Genomic DNA, 18,887 nt, shown 5'->3' with positions numbered 1-18,887 from the left:
ACCGAGATTACACCGGCCAAACCTACTCGACCAGCGCGCGGGTGAGACTTAAGAACGCCGCATTGGGGTGTCAATGCGGCGCCATCAGACAGCTGGAGTGATGACTGTGTTGAATCTGAAGGCTTTGCGGGTCAGCCCGCGTATCCTGTTTGCCGGACTTGTGATCCTGACGGCGGCGGCCTGCAGCCCGCCACCGGAGGAGGAAGTTCCTGTGCGCGTTGAAGGCGCAACAGCGGCGACGGTCAATGGCGAGAAAATCTATGTCAGCGATGTGGAGCTGGAAGCGGTGGCCCGGGGCCTCGTTCCGGCCGGCAAGAAGGTCAAACGGGGCGACCCGGAATATGACACCGTTCTCAATCAGCTGATCGAGCAAAAGCTCATGTCCCAGGAGGCGATTCGGCGCGGGCTGGACAAGGACCCGGCTGGCCGGCGCCGTCTTGAGATGGCCGAGGAACGCATTCTCGGCAACCTTCTGGTCGAAAACCTCGTCGCCGAAGATGTGACAGAGGACCAGATCGAGGCGATGTACCAGAAACAGGTCGCCCTGCAGCAGGATGACGATGAGGTCCGCATCGCGCACATTCTCGTCGCCACGCAGGACGAGGCGCAGGCGCTGTTTGACCGGATCCAGGCCGGCGAAAGCTTTGAAAGCCTGGTCAGTGCCAATTCTCTCGATACGGCCACGCGCATGGAGCAGGGGGATCTTGGCTATGTTTCCCCAAATGACGAACCTGCGCCCTTCCCGCTGGTGATCGCCAATACGGGGGAGGGTGAGGTCGCACCACCCTTTGAATCGGCCGATGGCTGGCACATCCTGAAAGTGAAGGACCGCCGGTCGCGCGCGCCGAAAACACGCGAGGAGATGCGGCCCGACATCGTCACTTTCCTGACGCTGGAACAGGTCGCCAAGATCGTGCGGCGCCTCAAGGCAGAGGCGCAGATCCAGCAGGGTGAACCGGGGCTCGACGCTGACGGCGCAACGCCTTACAGGCTTCCCGACACCGAAACCGGTACCGAAGACAGCCCGGCCCCTGAAGGAACAGAACTTTGAATCTCACCCCATCGCCCTTTGCGACGCCTTTCCCGAAACTGCCTGAGGTGAAGGGCGTGCGCGCCGCCACGGGTTCGCGCGGCTTTTACGCAAAGCGCGGCGTGACGCGTGACGATGTTTTCCTGTTCGCCTTTGATGAAGGCACGACCTGCGCTGGCGTTTACACAATCTCGCGGACTGCCTCGGCGGATGTCCTCTGGTGCCGGCAGGCGCTGCAGACCGGGGGCGGAGTGGCGCGGGCGCTGGTTGCCAATTCAGGCAATTCGAATGCCTTCACCGGTCCAAAAGGGCAGGAGAAGAATGAGGCGACGCTGAAGGCGATGACCGAAACGCTGGGCGTCGCGAAGGAGCATTGCTACCTGGCCGCCACCGGCGTCATCGGCGAACCGCTGGCCGATCCGAACTATGTCGGCGCCTTCGTCCCCGATCTTGCCGCAAAGCTTGGTCCGCCCGACTGGGAAGCGGCAACCCGGGCCTTCATGACGACGGACACCTTTGCCAAGGGTGCCGGCATGTCGATGGACATCGACGGGCATGATGTGAACTTCGCCGGCATCGTCAAAGGCTCCGGCATGATCGCGCCGAACATGGCGACCATGCTGGCTTATATCTTCACCGATGCGGCGATCGCGCATGATGTGCTTCAGGAACTGCTGGAAGACATCACCAATGAGACGTTCAACGCCATCACCGTGGACGGTGATACGTCGACCTCCGACACACTGATGGTGTTCGCGACCGGCCAGTCGGGCATGGATCCGATCACGTCGAAGGATGACCCGCGCCTCGATGCGGTGGCCATGGCGCTGCACTCGGTCTGTCTTGAACTGGCCCAGCTCGTCGTGAAGGACGGAGAAGGGGCGCAGAAATTCGTCACCATCCAGATCGATGGCGCGGTCTCACCGATGTCTGCGAAGATCATCGCCTGCGAAATCGCCAATTCGCCTCTCATCAAGACCGCCATGGCGGCCGGCGATGCGAACTGGGGCCGCATCGTGATGGCGGTCGGCAAGTCGCTGGAGCCGATCGATGCCACCAAGCTCGCCATCTGGTTCGATGACGTCCAGGTCGCCGTGAATGGCGCGCGCAAGCCGGATTACAGCGAAAAGGCGGCGAGCGCCGTCTTTGCCCAGCCGGAATTCACGATCCGCGTGGATGTTGGCGCGGGCGAGCATTCCGCCACCGTCTGGACCTGCGATCTCACGCATGGCTATGTCGACATCAATGGCGCCTACCGGACATGAGTCATCGTCTGGTCCTGGTGGTTGCGGCCGCCCTCTATAACGACAAAGGCGAAATCCTGCTGGCGCAGCGACCGGAAGGCAAGCAACTGGCGGGCCTGTGGGAGTTTCCCGGCGGGAAGGTCGAGCCGGGCGAGACGCCTGAGGCTGCCCTCGTGCGGGAGCTTCAGGAAGAGCTCTCGATAACGGTTAAGGAATCGGAACTCCAGCCCATAACTTTTGCGAGTTTCACTTACCCTGACTTTCATCTTCTTATGCCACTCTACAAGTGTCAGGCATGGTTAGGCGAAGTGTATCCAAGCGAAGGCCAGGCCATCGCATGGGTTCCTCCGGCAAACCTGTCAGACTACCCGGCCCCTCCGGCGGATATTCCGCTGTTCGAGGTTCTTCGGGGGGAGAAGTGACGGAGGGACCATGAGAGCCGCACGTGAAGAGTTCATGCAATTCCTCTCCAAAGAGGATGGGGCAACGGCTGTCGAGTATGCGCTGATTGCAGGCATTATCTGTCTGGCCATTGTTGGCGGCCTGGCAGCGGTCGGGACATCCACCGGCAGCTCGCTTAACAAGGCGGCTGACGGCTTCGGTCTCTGATTTTCTTCTATTTGCCGCTTTGGCCCTGACGTCGTACGGCCTCGGCGAGGCTTACCCTGGCTGAGCCGGGGCGCAGGGGCTGTGGCTGGCCAGGCGCCGGTGCCCAGCCAGATACATGGACAATCTCGAAACTCGCCCGGACACGGCCGTCCGGATCGGCGTGGCGTTCCCGGTAAAGGCTGAGCGCCCGGTCCAGCACGGCGCGCGGCAGCGGCCGGATCATGCCCGGCGCCAGCGCATTCTGTTCCCCCATGCCTTTCAGGTCCGCCAGAAGGCGTGCCGGGTCGCGATAGCGCACCACCACCGTGTCACGGTCAGCGACGGGCAGGGCAAAGCCCGCCCGCTGCATCAGGTCGGCCATGTCCTTCAGACCAGGCAGGGGGGACAGGCGTGGGGAGACACCTCCGGACAATTCCGTTTCCGCTTCCATCAGGCACTCGCGCAGTTCGCTGAGCGTGCCGGCTCCGAACAGGGCGCCGAGGAACAGGCCGTCCGGTTTCAGGCCCTGGCGTAGTCGCACCAGCGTACCGGGCAGGTCATTCACCCAGTGCAGCGAAAGTGCCGAGACGACGAGGTCGTAGCGATCCTCCGGCAGGGCGGGGGTTTCCTCATCCAGAATGCGGGCTTCGGTGCCGCCAGCCTGTGCCGCTGCCACCATTGCAGGCGACAAATCCCCGGCATCGATGTCCTTCACCCGGCCGGTCTCACTCAGGATGCGAGCGAGGCGTCCATCATGACAGCCAAGGTCCAGCGCGCGCTCAAACTGACGCGGCGTATCCTGCACGCGGTCTGCGATGTCTCTCGACACGCGCTCCTTCAGGAACGCATAATCATTATAACAGGGGGCTGCCCGGTCGCGGTTGCGCGCAACACGGGCACGATCGAAAAGGCGCGGGGGAGCAGCGGGCGTCATGGCACGCGATATGGAGCAGCGGCAGAGCCGTTCAAAGGCCTTTCTGCGGAATGCCGCGGATTTCCTGTGGCCGCCGCGCTCCCTGGTCAGCCGGGAACGCGGGCTCGGCAAGGGGCCTCTCGCCCCGCATGAGTTCAGCCAGATCCATTTCCTGAGCGGCGCTGTCTGCGACCGGTGCGGCACGCCGCTGGGGGCGGAGCTGGACGAGGGCGAAATCTGTGCAGTCTGTATTGCCCGACCGCCGCGCTGGGACCGTGCCCGGGCGGCTTTCGTTTACGACCCCGCGTCCCGGCGCCTGGTGCTGGACCTGAAACGCTCCGGCCGGCGCGACGGGCTGGGCACGTTTGCAGGCTGGATGGCGCAGGCCGGGCGGACCCTGCTGGATGAAGCAGATGTGATCGTGCCGGTGCCCCTGCATTATGGCCGTCTCGCCACCCGCGGGTTCAACCAGTCGGCCTGGCTTGGCGGGGCTTTGTCGCGGCGGACCGGCGTACCCATGGTCGTGGACGCCCTGAAACGGACCCGCCGTACGCCGACGCAGGGCGGGCTTTCGGCCCGGGCGCGGCGGCGTAATGTGGCTGGCGCCTTTGCACTGCGCCCGAACCGTGCCGGACATATCCAGGGTAAACGCGTCCTGCTGATCGACGACGTGCTGACGACGGGTGCCACCCTCGGGGCGTGCACGCGTGCCCTGAGGCGGGCAGGGGCGCGGCAAGTGGATGTTCTGGTGCTGGCGCGCGTTGTACGCGAAACCGACGTCACCATATAATTCGTGTAACGGTTCCAAGGAGCTTATCCCCATGGCGAAAGTCACGATCTACACCCGGGCCTTCTGTCCCTATTGCTCGCGCGCGGTCTCGCTGCTGCGGGAGAAACAAGTCGAGTTCGAAGAAATCGATGCCGGCATGAGCCCGGACAAAAGGGCAGAGATGGTCCAGCGTTCCAATGGTGGCCGGACCTTTCCGCAAATCTTTATCGGCGAGCACCATATCGGTGGCTGCGACGACATGATGGCGCTTGAGCGGGCCGGCAAGCTGGACCCGATGCTGGCGCAGCCCTGAGGCGAGGAGCGCTGACCGGTGATCCGCTACGCACTCCATTGCAAGGCCTGTGACGAGGACTTCGAAGCCTGGTTCGCCTCTTCCTCGGCTTATGAGACTCTGAAGGAAAAACGCCAGGTGCGCTGCACGGCGTGCAATTCCTCCCGCGTGGACAAGCAGATCATGGCCCCGGCCGTGGCGTCGGCGGCCAAGAAGAAGGACGCGCCGGCAGATCCGGAAAAGATGTTTGCCGCCTTCGCGGAGAAGGCCCGCCAGCATGTGGCGCAGAATTTTGACTATGTCGGCAGCAATTTCGCCGAAGAAGCCCGCTCCATGTATTATGGCGAACAGGACGAGCGTCCGATCTGGGGCGAGACGACCGAGGAAGAGCGTGAGGCCCTGAAGGAAGAGGGCGTGCCCGCCGCGCCGCTGCCGGAGCCCTTCACGCCGCCCATTCCCAAGCCAAAAGGCCAGTTGAACTGACAAAGCTGCCATCTGCGGCAATACGGGCGCCATCATCCGCTTGACCCTTCGCCTGCCTTCGATAATACGGCAGGCAGCAATGATTTCACGGGGAGAGCCCTAAATGGCTGCCAGCGAATACCACCACGGCGAAATGGACATCCACGACCAGAAAGCCACCTGGGACGGATTCATCAAGGGAACCACTTGGGGCAGCCTGATTCTGGCGCTGATTCTTGGCCATGCCATCCTGGCTGTAGCTATCGGCCTTCACTGGGCGGTTTCCCTCGGACTGATGACCCTCGTGGGGATCGGAGCCGGCGCTGTGTTGAATCTCGGCGGCCGCTGGTATGCGACGCTGGTGATCCTGCTGCTCACCGGCCTGTTCGTTCAGTTCATGATCTGGCTGTTCGGCGTCTTTATCTGACGTCTTCGTCTTTGCCTGAATCGCAGGTTTCGCACATCGCCTCGGCCGGATCGGCCTCGAGGCGGTGTAGCCCTATGCGCCCTTCGCAGGTCAGGCAGAAGCCATAGCATCCCTTGTCCATCCGGGAGAGGGCGGCCTCTATCCGGGCAAGCTTGCGGGCATAGGACTGCAGGCTCATGCGCGCCGTCGGCCCGCACTCCTTTGCCGCCAGCCCCAGACCGGAAGGTGCACGAAGGGAAACATTTGTCTTCATCGGAAATCATGCTGCGTCGGCTTTAAGGGGTTGGCAAGACGCGCCGGGCCAAAGAGTAGGTTGCCATATCGACTCTCGTGAAAAGCGAGCGATTTTCATACGGATTCGGAGACACGGATGGCCCAGTCCCCCCTCGTCCTGACAAATGTGACCAAGCGGTTTGGCGGCTTCACCGCCGTCCGGGGGCTGTCACTGGACGTGCCGGAAGGGCGCATTATCGGCTTCCTGGGCCCGAACGGGGCCGGCAAATCGACCAGTTTGCGCGTGTCGCTGGGCGTGATCCCGCCGGATGAGGGCGAGGTACGCCTGTTCGGGGCGGCGCCGAATATCCTGTCGCTGCGGCGGGTCGGCTTCCTGCCGGAGGAACGCGGCCTCTACAAGAAGATGACCGCGCGCGACACGATTGCCTATTTCGGCCGCCTGAAAGGCCTTGGCGCTGCGGCGGCAAAGGCCCGCGCGAACGAACTGATGGACTCGACCGGTCTGGGCGAGTTCCGCAATACCCGCGTCTCCAAACTGTCCAAGGGCATGGCGCAGAAGGTCCAGATCCTCTCGACCCTGGCCCACAAGCCGGATTTCCTGATCCTCGACGAGCCCTTTTCCGGGCTCGACCCGGTCAACCAGCAGGTTCTGGAAGACCTGATCCGCGAAGAACATGCGCGCGGGGCCACGATCTTGTTTTCCACCCATGTGATGGAACATGCCGAACGCCTCTGCGACCGGATCGTGATGATGGCCCGGGGGCGCAAGGTCTTCGACGGTACCCTGCCGGAAGCCTTTGCGACGCTGGACAAGGGCGCGAGCCTGGAAGTCGAGCCGGGCTTCGACCTCGCCGCCGCGCTCGCCCCGAAAGGGTTTGAAGCCCACCGCGCCGCAGACCGGGGCCATGGCGATGCCTGGCGGATCGCCCTGCCGAAAGGCGCCGGGCCGCAGGATGCGCTGCGGGCCGCGATTGAGGCCGGCGCCCCGATCACAGGCTTTGCGCCGGACGAAGCGCGCCTGCGCGACGTGTTCGTTTCGCTGGTCGGTGAGGCTGAGGCAGCGGCTCTCGATGATCCGCCTGCTGAGCGGGAAGAGGGGGTGCCTGCCGAATGAGGAATATCTATCTCATCTTCCGGCGTGATTATCTGGGCTATGTGAAGGCCTGGGGCTTCTGGCTGAGTCTTGCAGCCGTGCCGGCACTGATGCTGGTCGGCTCGCTGTTTGCACTGTTCGCGGCGCAGTCTTCGCCCATCCGTTATTACACCGTCATCGAGCCCGGAAAGGTCTTCGCCGAAGCCATAGATGCGGAGTTTGCGCGCAGCGAGGCCGCTGCCATGGCGCAGGAAATTGCCGGGCAGATGCAGCTGCCGGAGGGCGCGGCGCAGAATGGCGCGATGCAGTCGCTCCGGGAACGGAAATTCATCGAAGTGCCGCCGCCCGCAGAGGACATTGATGGCCTTAGGCCCTACCTGCTGGGCGAACGGCTCGTGTTCGGCCCGCAGGGCGACAAGCCGCTGTTTGCGGCTCTTATCCTGTCCGCCGATGGCAAGACGCTCGAATACTGGAGTGACGATGTCAGCATCAATTCGCTGCGCTACGAGGCGCAGGATGCCGTACGCCGCCTTGCGCGCAAGCATGCTCTGGAGGCGGCGGGGCTCGATCCGGATTTCATCCAGAATGCGGACGATGCCGCCGTCGACGTGCCGGCCCGGCGGATCCGCACCGTGGCCGAGCAGGCATCGGCCGGGGCGGAAGTCACGCTCGCCGACAAGGCACCTGTCTATGTCGCCGGAGCGCTCGCCTATTTCCTCTGGCTGATGGTGTTCTCCATCATTCAGTACCTGCTGATGGGCACGATCGAGGAGCGCTCCAACAAGATCTTCGACACGCTGCTGACCTCCGTGCGCATGCCGGAGCTGCTGGCGGGCAAGCTGCTGGCCGTGTTCGCGGTGACGTCCACCATGATGCTGGTCTGGGGCCTGTTCACCCTGTCGGGCTCAGCCTTCCTTGCGTCGCAGGTGCCGGGGGCAGGGGACATGATCGCCCCCTTCCTGTCGACGGCTGCCAGCCCGCAGATCCTGCTGCCCGCACTGGTCAGCTTCGTGCTTGGCTACATCATGTATGGCATGATCTTCATGGCGCTCGGCTCCCTCTGCGACACGATCCAGGAAGCGCAGACGCTGCTCAGCCCGATGATGATCCTCCTGATGCTGCCCATGTTCGCGATCTTCATCGCCTTCCAGGATCCGGGCTCGCCCGTGGTGGACGTGGCGACCTGGGTGCCGGTGTTCACGCCCTTCCTGCTGATCCTGCGCATGCCGCATGATCCGCCGATGTGGGAAGTCGCCCTGCAGATGGGCCTGATGGTGGTGACGACGCTCGCCGTGCTCTGGGTCTCCGTCCGCGTCTACCGCGCCGGGGCTGTCAACGGCGCCAGCATCGGCGACCTCGGCAAGATGCTGAAGGGTATGGGGTGGAAGAAGGCGGGTTAGGATCTGCGTAACGATGGAGGGACAGATATGAAAAAGATGTTCTCGGCTCTCATATACTGTCTCGGACTTCTGACGCTCACGGTCGGGCTGTATGTATCGTCTTTCTATCTGGTCAGGGGCGGGCTTATCCGACCGCATGAAAGGCCCGTGGAGCCGAATTCGCATCCGATGCGGCCAATCTACAATGCCTTTTTTTATCCGATGCGTTGGTTCTCTGCGAACGGAGCCTCCTTCCAAAGTAGTCCAACCAAGATCTACTATGGCCGTCTTGAGAAATTCAGGTCTGTGGGGGAAAGAAATGGCAGCACGTCGTCCGTGGAGCTGGATTCTGCGGAGGGCGGCTACCTGATGATTGGCTTCACGGGCAGACAGGCCCTCGTGCAGTCGCTTTCGCAGATCGAGCCCGGGACCTATCTGAAGATCAAATTCGGTAGGGCACTCGATCAGAAATCCGACCGGTTCATAAACCGTCTTGTCGGGTTCGAGGTCATAGATCTCATGGAGGACCCCCGCATTCCGCAGAAGGAGTTTACTGCCCAGGAACTCGATCGCATTGACAACCTTCACAATAGCCTTTCGGCCGATGATCGAATGTGTGTGAATGCGTTCCTGGAAGAATACCGCGACGCAGTTTTCGAGCATTGTATGCAAGCTGGTTATGCCCAGAATATTGGGGGCGGATGCGCGCATGTCGTGGGGCGTGGGGTAAATACGGCGGTCATTGAACAGGCGCTGGAAAAGTGCGGACATCCCGCTTCGCAAACAACAGACTGAGCCCCCTAAACAAAAACCCCGCCAGATCGCTCTGACGGGGTTTTGATTATCTTGCGATAAAAGCAGCGTCCTAGAGGATGCCTTCGCGCTGGGCGCGCTTGCGGGCCAGTTTGCGGGCGCGGCGGACGGCCTCTGCGCGCTGGCGTGCTTTTTTCTCGGACGGCTTCTCGAAATGCTGGCGGGCCTTCATTTCGCGGAACAGGCCTTCACGCTGCATCTTCTTCTTCAGAGCGCGCAGGGCTTGCTCAACATTGTTATCGCGGACGACGATCTGTACGATGGTACTCTCCATTGGCTGGGGGCGTCGCCCCGATTGTGACTTTGTGTCGGCCAGACAGGCCGGAAAGAGGGCGCTATATCACGTGAAAAGGGATTTGGCCAAGCCCCCCTTTGCTATGGAGTTCAGTCATGACTGTCACACCTTCCCGGAAACTTCGCCGCCGCTGGCTCGATGCCCTGCTGCCAGAGGTCGCTTTTGACGGCTGGACAGAGGCCGCTGCGGCCCGAGCGGCCAGTCAGGCCGGGCTTGGCGAGGGTGAACGCGCCCTTGCGGCCCCGCGCGGCGTGATCGACCTGATTGATGGGTTTTTCGAGGACGCAGGCGAGGCGGCAAAGGCAGACCTGGCCGCACAGGATCTCTCCGCCATGCGCGTGCCGGACAAGGTGAAGGCCGGCGTCCTCGCCTGGCTGAAGGCGCTGGAGCCCCACAGGGAAGCGGTCCGCCGGGCGGTTTCGCGCGGCATGGTGCCATGGAATGCCGGACCAGCGCTGCAACGCGGCTGGGCCGTGGCCGATCTTATCTGGGACGCTGCAGGCGACACGGCAGAGGACTATAACCGTTATTCCAAGCGCGGCCTGCTGACCGCTGTGCTGCCGCCCATCGTGCTGTACTGGCTGGACAACCCGTCTGAGGAAGATCTGGACGAATATATCGCCCGCCGCCTTGCCCAGGTGTCGGGCGCGGGGCGGACGGCCGGCAAGATCCTCGGGCCGCTGCTTGACGCCATCGGGTCAAAAGGGCCCAATAGCAAAAAGGCGCCAGGCGCGCGCAGCTAAGCGGAGACGGCTTGCAACCGGTTTTTGAGCACTCGATTTTTGGGCACTCGATTTTTGGGGAAGTGTGTCGGACAGAAGTTTATCTGGCGCCCCAGGGGGCTGGGGGGGCTGATGGGTCCGGGGTGCTAGATGGTCACCTCCGTCCGACAAGTCAAAGATGGCTGTGTGCGGGGGCGCAAGCAAGACCGAAAGGTGGCAGGATTGCCGCATTTCCTGCTGTTTCCCCCCGAATTCAGATTAAAAGACGTTTAGGCGAGCTTTCCCGCACCCAATTCGCATTACAGGGGAGTCATAAATAGAGAAAATGAGCGAATTTCCCTCCCGCCGGCCCCCCAGCGAGCCGCGAATCGCTTTCCACAAAACCGAGATGCGTCCGATTCTCGACGTCTACGGACGGTTGGTCATGGCAGGCGAGGCGCGTGACTACGCGATCGGCATGCACAAGGACCACGCCATCTTCGCAATCTTCCGCCGCCACGCGGAAAATCCGACCTGGCGGATCGAGAAACAGCCCCACCTCGCCAACATGCAGGGCCAGTATGTGGTGTACGGACAGGCCGGCCAGGTCCTGCGCCGGGGCCGCGACCTGCAGCAGGTATTACGGGTTTTCGACCGCAAGCGCTTCACCGTCGTGAAGTAATTCCACAGGCGCGGCGTTAACCCTTTGTTTACTAAAAACTTCTTGCGAACAAGATGAGAACAAGATAGGAACATGCTCATTGGAACGGAGCATGAACATGAACATCTCAGTCAGTTTTCGGGGACGCTCTGGCAAGGCATGGGACTTCCAGCGTGTTCCAAAGGACGCCGCATGGGCCCGCAGCCCGGGCGCCGTCATCTTCGCAGCCCCCGACTCGTTCGGCTGGCGCATCATCCGCGTGATGGAGCTGACCGGCCGCCCGCATGACCTGCAGCCCATCTGGGCCCTGGCGGAGGCCGAGCGCTACGGTGCGACGGCCGTGTTCCTGGCCCTCGAATTCGATGCCCGCGAACGCAAATGCATGGTCGCCGACATCGAGGAAGGGTTCAGCCCCGTGTTCCTGAACCCGCGCGAGGTTCCGGAAGCGAAGGAATCGCAGCGAGTACCAGCCGCAACCGGCCTCGCTGCCTGATTTCCCTTACTGTTCGGGCGCAGGCCGGTTCAGCGCCGCCTGCGCCTCAGCCGTTTCCGCCAGACGGCTCAGTTCGATGAATTCCGCGCGGTAGCCGAATTCATCCTCGCCCTTCGCGCCCGCCGCGAGATTCCGGATCTCTTCCCAGCCAAAGCCTGCACCGAGATCCTCGCCGCCGCGCAGCATTTCCCCGAACCCGGCCACCGCCGTCGCGAAGCGCACCCATTGCGGGGCAGCGTCCAGGCTGTCTGCCTTGTCTGCATCTGTCACCGCATGGGTCAGCAGGATGGAATCCGGCTCGCCCGGCGGCTTGTAGCGAAGTTTCACAAAGGCATATTCGCCCGATTTCCGGTCGCTGGCATTCGCGGCGTCGCCATAGCGCAGCGGGTCGATCTGGGCCGCGTCCGATCCGACGGGCGTGATGTCATAGATGGCGGTCACGCTGGCGCCTGCGCCGATGTCGCCGGCATCCACCTTGTCATTGTTGAAGTCCGCCCGGTCGAGCATCCGCGTCTCGTAGCCGATGAGGCGATATTCTGCGACGCGCGCCGGATTGAACTCGACCTGGATTTTCACATCGTCGGCGATCGGGAAGAGGTTCCCGCCGAGATCATCGGCCAGCACTTTGCGCGCCTCGCTCAGCGTGTCGACATAGGCCGCCGTGCCATTGCCCGTCTGGGCGATCTTCTGCATCAGCGCATCATTGTAATTGCCGCGCCCGAAGCCGAGGACCGAGAGATAGATACCGCTCTCGCGCTTGCGGGAGATGAAGTCTTCGAGCTGTTCGGAATCCGTGATGCCGACATTGAAGTCGCCATCGGTCAGCAGCATTACGCGGTTCACCGCATCTTTCTTCAGGCCCTGTTCGGCCAGCGAATAGGCAAGGCGCAGGCCTTCGCCGCCCGCGGTAGAGCCGCCGGCACGAAGGTTTTCCAGGGCTGCATAGATCTTGCGCTTCTCGCTGACCGGTGTTGGCTCCAGCACTTCACCGGCAGCGCCTGCATAGACAGCGATGGAGATCGTGTCCTGCGGGTCCATCTGATCCAGCATCAGTTTCAGTGCCTGCTTGGCCAGCGGCAGCTTGTCTTCCGAATGCATGGAACCGGAGACATCCACCAGCAGGGTCAGGTTCACCGGCGGGCGGGCGTCCCGGTCAATATCGCGGCCCTGAATGCCGATCTGCATCAGCTGGCGGCCTTCGGCGAAGGGGGAGGGGGCAAGGGTGACATAAGTCGCGAACGGGTCGGCGCCGGCTTCCGGCTGCGGATAGGTGTAGTCGAAATAATTGATCATTTCCTCGATGCGCACAGCATCCTTGGGCGGCAGCACGCCGCTTTTCAGAAAGCGCCGCACATTGGCGTAGGAGGCTGTGTCGACATCGATGGAGAAGGTCGAAACCGGCTCCTCGCTGACCAGCTTCACCGGGTTCGGATCGACATCTTCATACTTGTCACGGAACTCCGGCTCGGGGGCTGCCATGATCGCAGGGGGTGGCGGCATTGCAGCCGCATAATCGCCTGCTTTCATGGCGCCGCTCATGGCGACCCTCTGCTCGGCCTGGACTGTCGCCGGCGGCGGCGGTGGAGGAGCGGGCGGTGGCGGCGTCTGTGCAATCTCGGTCGTGCTACCGCCTGTCTCATTGGCGCATCCCGTGAGCAGCGCTGCCGCTGCCACGCTTGCCATCACCAGTCCTAAAGTCTTGTTGCGCATGATTGTCCTCCACCTGCGTCTCGATCATGACAGAATGGCAAGGTGGTCGTGGCGGGAATTAGGCGGTGTTGGGACAATTCGGGCGGAAGCCGGAATTTCCGGGCCTATTTGCGGATCTTTGCCGTGTACCAGCGTGCGATGTCTTCCTCGAGAATCGAGAGGGGCCGCGGGCCGCCGGTCAGGATCGTGTCATGGAATTCGACGAAATCGAAATCCGGTCCCAGCACGCGCTCGGCCCGTTCGCGCAGGTCCAGCATCCGCTTACGGCCGATCCAGTAGGCCGCGGCCTGACCGGGCCAGACCGTGTAGCGGTCGACTTCCTGCGCCATTGGTCCTTCCGGCTGCCCGGTCACGGTGACGAGATAGTCGATCGCGTCCTGCCGGGTCCATTGCATGCGGTGAATGCCGGTATCGGCGACGAGGCGCGCGGCACGGAACAGCATGGACTGGAGATAGCCAACCCTGGCAAGCGGATCGTCATGGTATAGTCCGACATCGTCCGCCAAGGTCTCGGCATAGACGCCCCAGCCTTCGCCATAAGCCACGTTCCAGATCATCTGCCGGATCAGCGGCAGGCGCGCCTGTTCGGCCGTGAGCGCGCTTTCCAGATGGTGCCCCGGAACCGTCTCGTGGAAGACCAGCGTCGCCAGCGTAAAGGCCGGCCAGTCGGTCATGTCAGCAAGGTTGATCTCGAACAGGCCGGGCGCGGTGCCATTGGCCGGGGCGGCCGAATAGAAGGCCGCAGGAGCGGAAGCTTCCAGGAATTCCGGCACCGCACGCAGCGCGACTTTCGTGCGCGGCACGGTCGAGACGATGCCGGGCAGCGCGGCTTCGGCCCGGTCGAGATAGGTCTGCATAAGGGCCAGCAGGGCGGCGCGTCCCTCCGGTGTCGCATCGAAGATCTGGTCCGGCTCGGCAGACAGCAGGGTCAGGCGCTCTGCCGCGCTGCCCTCGGTCAGGCCCGCCTCGAAGAGGGCGAGCTCCAGCTCCGCCGTCAGCCGGTCCACTTCGCTGAGCCCCAGCACGTGCAGGTCTTCGGCGGAAATGCCCTGATCGGTGTAGGCCTGCAGGGCAGAGGTGTAATAGGCGTCGCCATCGGCCTGTTGCCACACGCCGGGTTGAGACGGGGCATCGGCCTGCAGGGCGGTGAAGGCGTCGGCCAGGTGGAGATAAGCTGGTTGGATTTCCTGCCCGACAAGGCGTTTGGCACGGATCAGGATGTCCTCGGCCTCTTCGAGGCTGATGTCTTCCGGCCCGGACAGCTGGCTTTCCAAGGTCGTGATCAGGACATGCGTGTCGGCCGGGCCTTCGGCGAATTTCAGGGCCACGTCCCGCATGCGCGCCAGGATGAAGTCCGGCGGGAGGATGCCAGAGCGGGCATCGGCTTCCAGACGCCGGCGTTCGTCTTCCATCGCATCGGCAAACTGGGCGAGCCTGTCGACATAGGCACGTGCTTCGGCGGCAGACCGGACAGGATGGGCACGGCTCAACAGGTCCGGCACATCGATATAGGCGCCGCGCATGTGGTCCATGACATAGGGATAGGAAACACCCAGCCCGGTCTGGCCGTGACCGGAGACGAACAGGGTTTCAGCGGTCTCATAGGCGGCGGTGACCGTATCGAGGTGACGAGCCTGCGGGCTGCCCTCGGCAGGGCGGGGGGTGGCAGCCAGGACTTCCAGGATCTCCAGCCGGCTGACCCGGCGCCGCTCATAGGCCGCCTGCGACCGGTCTGTCAGGTAGCGGTTGAACGGGTAACCGACCGCCTCTTCCGACAGGCCGAGCCGGGTGGCGAGTTCCGGATCGGCGGCCAGTTCCGTCATCGCAATTGATTGTAGCGTCTGGTCCACTTCGCGCGCGATGCGCCGGGGCGTGCCGGCATCATCGACCTGCGGACCGCAGGCCGCGAGCGAGGCTCCGGCGGCGAGCCCGGCAAGCACGCTGCGGCGGCGGATCAGAAAACGCGTGTCAGACGTGGATTTCATGACAGTTTTTTACTTCGCTCTCACTGCAGTTCACGCTGGTTCGGGAGTTGTAGCCAGTGTTTATTTCCGGTAGGCAAACGCCCAATTATCCCAGATCGGAGAGACACACGTGAACACGCCTCCCGCAGCAGGCCAACCGGCCCTTACAGGTCAGGTCCTTTTCTACAAGCAGCCGCAGCCGCTGTCTCCGGAAGAACACGCCGGTCTCGGCGTCAAGCAGATCGACCAGCCGTTCGGCTTCATGCGCGAAGCGCACGCCATCCCGGTGACCGTCACCGAATTCGGCCTGTGCGCCAGCTCGTTCCCGGTGATCTTTGTCGGTGATGACCGCACGCCGGTTGCCGTCATGGGCATCCGCCAGGGCCAGAACCTCTATGTCGGCGCCGATGGCCGCATCGTGGAAGACTATTACGTGCCGGCTTTCGCCCGCCGTTATCCGTTCGTCTTCGCGTCTGACGATTCTTCCGATCGCCTGATCCTCTGCGTCGACCGCCAGGCGCCGATGGTGACCAACCAGCCGGAAGTGCCTTTCTTCGAGAATGGCCAGCCGACCCAGTTCACCAACGATGCCATTGAATTTTGCAAGGAATTTGAGCGTCAGCGCCGCGCGACGACGGATTTCGTCAAGATGATCCGCGACCTCGACCTGTTCGAGCAGAAGACGGTCACCTTCCAGCCGCGCAACCCGGACGGCACCGAAGCCGGCCCGCAGCAGAAAATTGCTGACTACTGGGCAATCTCCGAAGAGCGCTTCAACGCGCTTCCGGATGCCAAATTCATGGAACTCAAGAACAATGGCGCCATCGGAGCAATTTATGCGCACATGGTGTCGCTGCTGAACTGGCAGCGTGTCATCCAGCGTGCCATGCGTATTCCGGTGTCGCCGAACCCGCAGCCGGCCAACGTCTGATCGGTACACATTGCGCAAGAAGATTGAAGGCGGCCCCGGTGGCCGCCTTTTTTCTTGGGTGGGAGAGGCGTGAACTGCCTTCACGCTTCCGCGAGGCCCTTCTTTCGTAAGACATTTGCGGGCATATGGGCGGCAACTCCAAGAAACCGGACCTGCCCGATGAAATTCTCCGCCTGCCTGGCTGCCCTGTTCAGCGCCCTGTTTGTCTTCCTTCCGGCCGCCGCTGCTGCGCCTGTCGATGCGGGGCATGCGCGGGTCGAGCTGATTTCCGAGCGCGAGGCCGCCCTGCCGGGCGAGACCATCTATGCCGCGCTGAAAATGGATCTCGACGATGGCTGGCATGTCTACTGGCGCAATGCCGGGGATGCGGGCCTGCCGCCTCAGGTGCTGGTCCAGCCTGCCAGCGACATCCGCCCCGATGCGGTGGGGGACATCGTCTGGCCGGTGCCGCACCTGCTGCCGGTCGTGGAAGGCGAGATCATGGACTATGGCTATGACGGCGCGGTCGTCCTGCCTTTCCCGGTCACCATTCCGGACAATGCCATGGGCCCGGTGACGCTGGACGTCATCGCCGATTATCTGATCTGCGAAGACACCTGCGTGCCGGAACAGGCGCATGTGAAGCTGACGCTGGAAACAGATCAGGCGGCAGAAAACATCCGTAATGGCGAACTGATCGGCAAATGGATCGCGAAAAGTGACGTACCGTTTCCGGGGGAGGCGCGCGTCCAGAAGAAGAACCTCGACTGGTCGCTGAGCCTCCGCATGGATGGCGGGTTCGGCAAGGTCCGTTCGATCCGCTTCTTCCCCTTCGGCCATGACATCCTGCACCCGGCCGGCCAGCCGGTCGAGCTCGGCCGCCACGGGGCCACGCTGTCGCTCAGCGCGGCGGACATCACGGCGGTGTCGAAGCCGCTCGAAGGCGTGGTTGTTGTCGAGCAGGAAGGCGGCGGGCGCACGGGCTACCGGATCAGCGCCGTCGAAGGGTCCCCTCTGCCGGATACGAGCGGGCTTGGTCCGGCCGGCGGCATGCCGGGTCTGGAAGTGGCGGCGTGGAAACTGATCCTGCTGGCCATTCTCGGCGGCCTCGTCCTGAACCTGATGCCCTGTGTGCTGCCGGTCCTCTCGATGAAGGCGTTCGGCATGGTGTCGGCAGTTTCCGGCGGACAGGCCGGGGAAGTGCGCCGCCATGGCATCTGGTACACGGCGGGCGTGCTGATCTCCTTTGCCGTCCTGGCGGCGGTCATTGTCGCCCTGCGGGCGGCGACCGGGCCGATCACGCTGGGCTTCCAGTTGCAGAGCGCGCCGGTGGTGGCGATCCTTGTCCTCGTCATGTTCGCGGTCGGCCTCTGGCTGATGGGCATGTTCGAGCTGGGCACCTCGCTCCAGAATCTGGGCTCCGGCCTTGCGGACAGGGGCGGGGATGCGGGCGCCTTTTTCACAGGTGTCCTGGCAGCCGTTGTCGGCTCGCCCTGTGTCGGCCCGTTCCTGGGTGTGGGCCTCGGCGCAGTGATGGGGCACTCTGCCCCGGTCGTGTTCGCCTTCTTCCTCGCCATGGGCTTTGGCCTGGCGCTGCCCTTCCTTGTGCTGAGTTTCGTGCCGAACCTTTACCGGTTGCTGCCGCGCCCCGGTAAGTGGATGGACACGCTGAAACAATTCTTCGCATTCCCGATGTTCCTGACGGCGGCCTGGCTGGCGAAGGTGCTGGGCGATCTGGCCGGGTCCGGCGCCGTGGCGTGGACCGCTGCCGGCGCGGTCGCCATCGCCTTTGCCGCCTGGCTCTGGCAGCGCGAGGCGCGCCTGCCGCGCATTCTCGCCGTCGTCACGCTGGCATTGGCACTCTATGGCGTCACCGAACGGGCCATGGCCCCCGTGCCGGCCATCGGCGGATCGTCTGCCTATGCGGCGAAGTATGACGCCGGAACGTGGAGCCCGGGCGAAGTGCAGTCCATGATCGCTGAAGGCCGCCCGGTGTTCGTCGATTTCACCGCCAGCTGGTGCGCGACCTGTCAGGTGAACAAGGCCACGACGCTGAAATCCCGAGCCGTCCACGAATTTTTCGAGGCCAATGACGTGGCCTTCCTGGTGGCGGATTTTACCCGGAAGGATCCGGCCATCGCGGCAGAACTGGCGCGGCATCAGCGCGCAGGCGTTCCGATGTATCTGTGGTATCCTGCCGGTTCGGAGAAGCCGCAGGTTCTGCCCGAGATACTCAATCCGGGCCTTGTCACCAGCCTGCCGGTCAATCCCTGAGCCGGGCGGTAAGCAAGAGAACACGAGAGACGCATGATCAATCTCAACCAGCGCAACCTGTCGCTGGCTGCCGGTATGGCGGCCGCAGTCGTCCTGACGGCGGGCGCCCTGATTGCCTCTACAGCTCGCGCTGAAACCGGGCTTCCAGTCGGCCAGCCTGCGCCGGATTTCACGGCCATGGACTCCCATGGCGCGGAGGTTTCCCTGTCGGACTTTGCCGGCCGCACCGTCGTGATTGAATGGACCAATGAGGGCTGTCCCTTCGTGCGCAAGCACTATGCCCAGCCGCCCGGAAACATGCAGGGCCTGCAGGCTGATGCGGCGGCCGATAACACCGTCTGGCTGACGGTCATCTCATCGGCGCCGGGCAAGCAGGGCCATGTCGATGCCGAAACAGCCAATCAGTGGACGGAGCAGCATCATGCGGCACCGGCCCATATCCTGCTGGACCCAGAAGGGACGCTGGGCCGCCTCTACAAGGCCAAGACCACGCCGCACATGTATGTCATCGGCCCGCAGGGCAGGGTCGCCTATCAGGGCGCCATTGACTCCATCGCGTCGGCCAATGTCGCCGACATCGCCACCGCCACCAATTATGTACGCGAAGCCCTGACCAGCCTCACGGCGGGCGAGCC

22 protein-coding genes are annotated in these 18,887 nt (G+C 63.3%); 17 read left to right on the top strand and 5 right to left on the bottom strand.

What is annotated here, in order from left to right; genetic code table 11:
* Positions 1-100: 100 nt before the first annotated feature.
* The 4 genes from HJA_RS12655 to HJA_RS18400 are packed head-to-tail and all read left to right on the top strand — an operon-like array spanning position 101 to position 2,883.
* A complete protein-coding gene (locus HJA_RS12655; protein WP_051597661.1) occupies positions 101-1,051 on the top strand; it encodes a peptidylprolyl isomerase in 951 nt (316 codons plus the stop codon).
* Positions 1,048-2,295 carry a bifunctional glutamate N-acetyltransferase/amino-acid acetyltransferase ArgJ gene (gene argJ / locus HJA_RS12650; protein WP_035582881.1) on the top strand — a complete coding sequence of 416 codons (1,248 nt, stop codon included), beginning with the start codon at positions 1,048-1,050 and terminating at the stop codon, positions 2,293-2,295. Before HJA_RS12655 ends, argJ begins: the two co-directional genes overlap by 4 nt.
* Positions 2,292-2,696 (top strand): 8-oxo-dGTP diphosphatase MutT, encoded by a 405-nt coding sequence (gene mutT, locus HJA_RS12645; RefSeq protein WP_035582880.1) that lies wholly within the window; start codon positions 2,292-2,294, stop codon positions 2,694-2,696. Before argJ ends, mutT begins: the two co-directional genes overlap by 4 nt.
* Before the next feature lie 10 nt (positions 2,697-2,706).
* The gene (locus HJA_RS18400) at positions 2,707-2,883 is read left to right on the top strand and encodes a Flp family type IVb pilin (protein ID WP_081814687.1); all 177 of its coding nucleotides are present in this window, start codon (positions 2,707-2,709) and stop codon (positions 2,881-2,883) included.
* Between the two features lie 7 nt (positions 2,884-2,890).
* On the opposite strand, the gene HJA_RS12640 is transcribed toward HJA_RS18400, so the two are convergent.
* Positions 2,891-3,691 carry a methyltransferase domain-containing protein gene (locus tag HJA_RS12640; RefSeq protein ID WP_241764356.1) on the bottom strand — a complete coding sequence of 267 codons (801 nt, stop codon included), beginning with the start codon at positions 3,689-3,691 and terminating at the stop codon, positions 2,891-2,893.
* 103 nt (positions 3,692-3,794) lie between these two features.
* Between HJA_RS12640 and HJA_RS12635 the strand changes: the two genes are divergently transcribed.
* The 4 genes from HJA_RS12635 to HJA_RS12620 all read left to right on the top strand — a co-directional run bounded on the left by HJA_RS12635 (position 3,795) and on the right by HJA_RS12620 (position 5,725).
* Positions 3,795-4,565 (top strand): ComF family protein, encoded by a 771-nt coding sequence (locus tag HJA_RS12635; RefSeq protein ID WP_155839977.1) that lies wholly within the window; start codon positions 3,795-3,797, stop codon positions 4,563-4,565.
* Between the two features lie 31 nt (positions 4,566-4,596).
* Entirely contained in the window at positions 4,597-4,857 is a 261-nt protein-coding gene (gene grxC / locus HJA_RS12630; RefSeq protein WP_035582877.1) for a glutaredoxin 3, read from the top strand.
* A gap of 18 nt (positions 4,858-4,875) precedes the next feature.
* Positions 4,876-5,319: a DUF1178 family protein gene (locus tag HJA_RS12625; RefSeq protein WP_035582872.1), complete on the top strand. Its 444-nt coding sequence runs from the start codon at positions 4,876-4,878 to the stop codon at positions 5,317-5,319.
* A 103-nt stretch (positions 5,320-5,422) separates the two neighbouring features.
* Positions 5,423-5,725 (top strand): aa3-type cytochrome c oxidase subunit IV, encoded by a 303-nt coding sequence (locus HJA_RS12620; RefSeq protein ID WP_035582871.1) that lies wholly within the window; start codon positions 5,423-5,425, stop codon positions 5,723-5,725.
* Here HJA_RS12620 and HJA_RS12615 read toward each other — a convergent pair.
* Positions 5,718-5,978 carry a TraR/DksA family transcriptional regulator gene (locus HJA_RS12615; protein WP_051597660.1) on the bottom strand — a complete coding sequence of 87 codons (261 nt, stop codon included), beginning with the start codon at positions 5,976-5,978 and terminating at the stop codon, positions 5,718-5,720. The two genes, HJA_RS12620 and HJA_RS12615, sit on opposite strands and share 8 nt — an antisense overlap.
* A gap of 117 nt (positions 5,979-6,095) precedes the next feature.
* On the opposite strand from HJA_RS12615, the gene HJA_RS12610 reads away from it, so the two are divergent.
* From HJA_RS12610 to HJA_RS12600, 3 genes are read left to right on the top strand one after another with little or no spacing between them, the layout of a single operon-like run.
* Complete coding sequence (locus HJA_RS12610; protein WP_035582869.1) at positions 6,096-7,073, top strand: ABC transporter ATP-binding protein; 978 nt, start codon at positions 6,096-6,098, stop codon at positions 7,071-7,073.
* A complete protein-coding gene (locus HJA_RS12605) occupies positions 7,070-8,452 on the top strand; it encodes an ABC transporter permease (RefSeq protein WP_035582868.1) in 1,383 nt (460 codons plus the stop codon). Before HJA_RS12610 ends, HJA_RS12605 begins: the two co-directional genes overlap by 4 nt.
* Positions 8,453-8,479: 27 nt before the next feature.
* Complete coding sequence (locus tag HJA_RS12600) at positions 8,480-9,226, top strand: hypothetical protein (protein WP_035582859.1); 747 nt, start codon at positions 8,480-8,482, stop codon at positions 9,224-9,226.
* Between the two features lie 70 nt (positions 9,227-9,296).
* On the opposite strand, the gene rpsU is transcribed toward HJA_RS12600, so the two are convergent.
* Positions 9,297-9,518, bottom strand: a complete 222-nt coding sequence (rpsU, locus tag HJA_RS12595; protein ID WP_035582858.1) for a 30S ribosomal protein S21 — start codon at positions 9,516-9,518, stop codon at positions 9,297-9,299.
* Positions 9,519-9,634: 116 nt separating this feature from the next.
* Here rpsU and HJA_RS12590 point away from each other — a divergent pair, with 116 nt between their 5' ends.
* From HJA_RS12590 to HJA_RS12580, 3 genes are all read left to right on the top strand, one after another.
* Entirely contained in the window at positions 9,635-10,282 is a 648-nt protein-coding gene (locus tag HJA_RS12590) for a COQ9 family protein (RefSeq protein ID WP_051597659.1), read from the top strand.
* Positions 10,283-10,586: 304 nt separating this feature from the next.
* A complete protein-coding gene (locus tag HJA_RS12585) occupies positions 10,587-10,922 on the top strand; it encodes a DUF2794 domain-containing protein (protein WP_035582857.1) in 336 nt (111 codons plus the stop codon).
* Between the two features lie 97 nt (positions 10,923-11,019).
* A complete protein-coding gene (locus HJA_RS12580) occupies positions 11,020-11,394 on the top strand; it encodes a hypothetical protein (RefSeq protein ID WP_155839975.1) in 375 nt (124 codons plus the stop codon).
* Positions 11,395-11,400: 6 nt separating this feature from the next.
* Here HJA_RS12580 and HJA_RS12575 read toward each other — a convergent pair whose 3' ends face one another.
* Together HJA_RS12575 and HJA_RS12570 are read right to left on the bottom strand one after the other, a co-directional pair.
* Entirely contained in the window at positions 11,401-13,104 is a 1,704-nt protein-coding gene (locus tag HJA_RS12575; protein WP_081814686.1) for a vWA domain-containing protein, read from the bottom strand.
* A 104-nt stretch (positions 13,105-13,208) separates the two neighbouring features.
* Entirely contained in the window at positions 13,209-15,089 is a 1,881-nt protein-coding gene (locus HJA_RS12570; RefSeq protein ID WP_035582853.1) for a DUF885 domain-containing protein, read from the bottom strand.
* Positions 15,090-15,198: 109 nt separating this feature from the next.
* On the opposite strand from HJA_RS12570, the gene HJA_RS12565 reads away from it, so the two are divergent.
* The 3 genes from HJA_RS12565 to HJA_RS12555 all read left to right on the top strand — a co-directional run.
* A complete protein-coding gene (locus tag HJA_RS12565) occupies positions 15,199-15,999 on the top strand; it encodes a SapC family protein (protein WP_035582851.1) in 801 nt (266 codons plus the stop codon).
* A gap of 159 nt (positions 16,000-16,158) precedes the next feature.
* A complete protein-coding gene (locus HJA_RS12560) occupies positions 16,159-18,252 on the top strand; it encodes a protein-disulfide reductase DsbD family protein (RefSeq protein ID WP_035582850.1) in 2,094 nt (697 codons plus the stop codon).
* A gap of 33 nt (positions 18,253-18,285) precedes the next feature.
* A partial coding sequence (locus HJA_RS12555; RefSeq protein ID WP_051597657.1) for a redoxin domain-containing protein occupies positions 18,286-18,887 on the top strand: 602 nt, incomplete at its 3' end.

The organism is Hyphomonas jannaschiana VP2 (assembly GCF_000685215.1).
GTDB classification, from domain to species: Bacteria; Pseudomonadota; Alphaproteobacteria; order Caulobacterales; family Hyphomonadaceae; genus Hyphomonas; species Hyphomonas jannaschiana.
The sequence above is the reverse complement of the archived record's forward strand: the minus strand, read 5'-3'. Positions and strand labels throughout refer to the sequence as shown.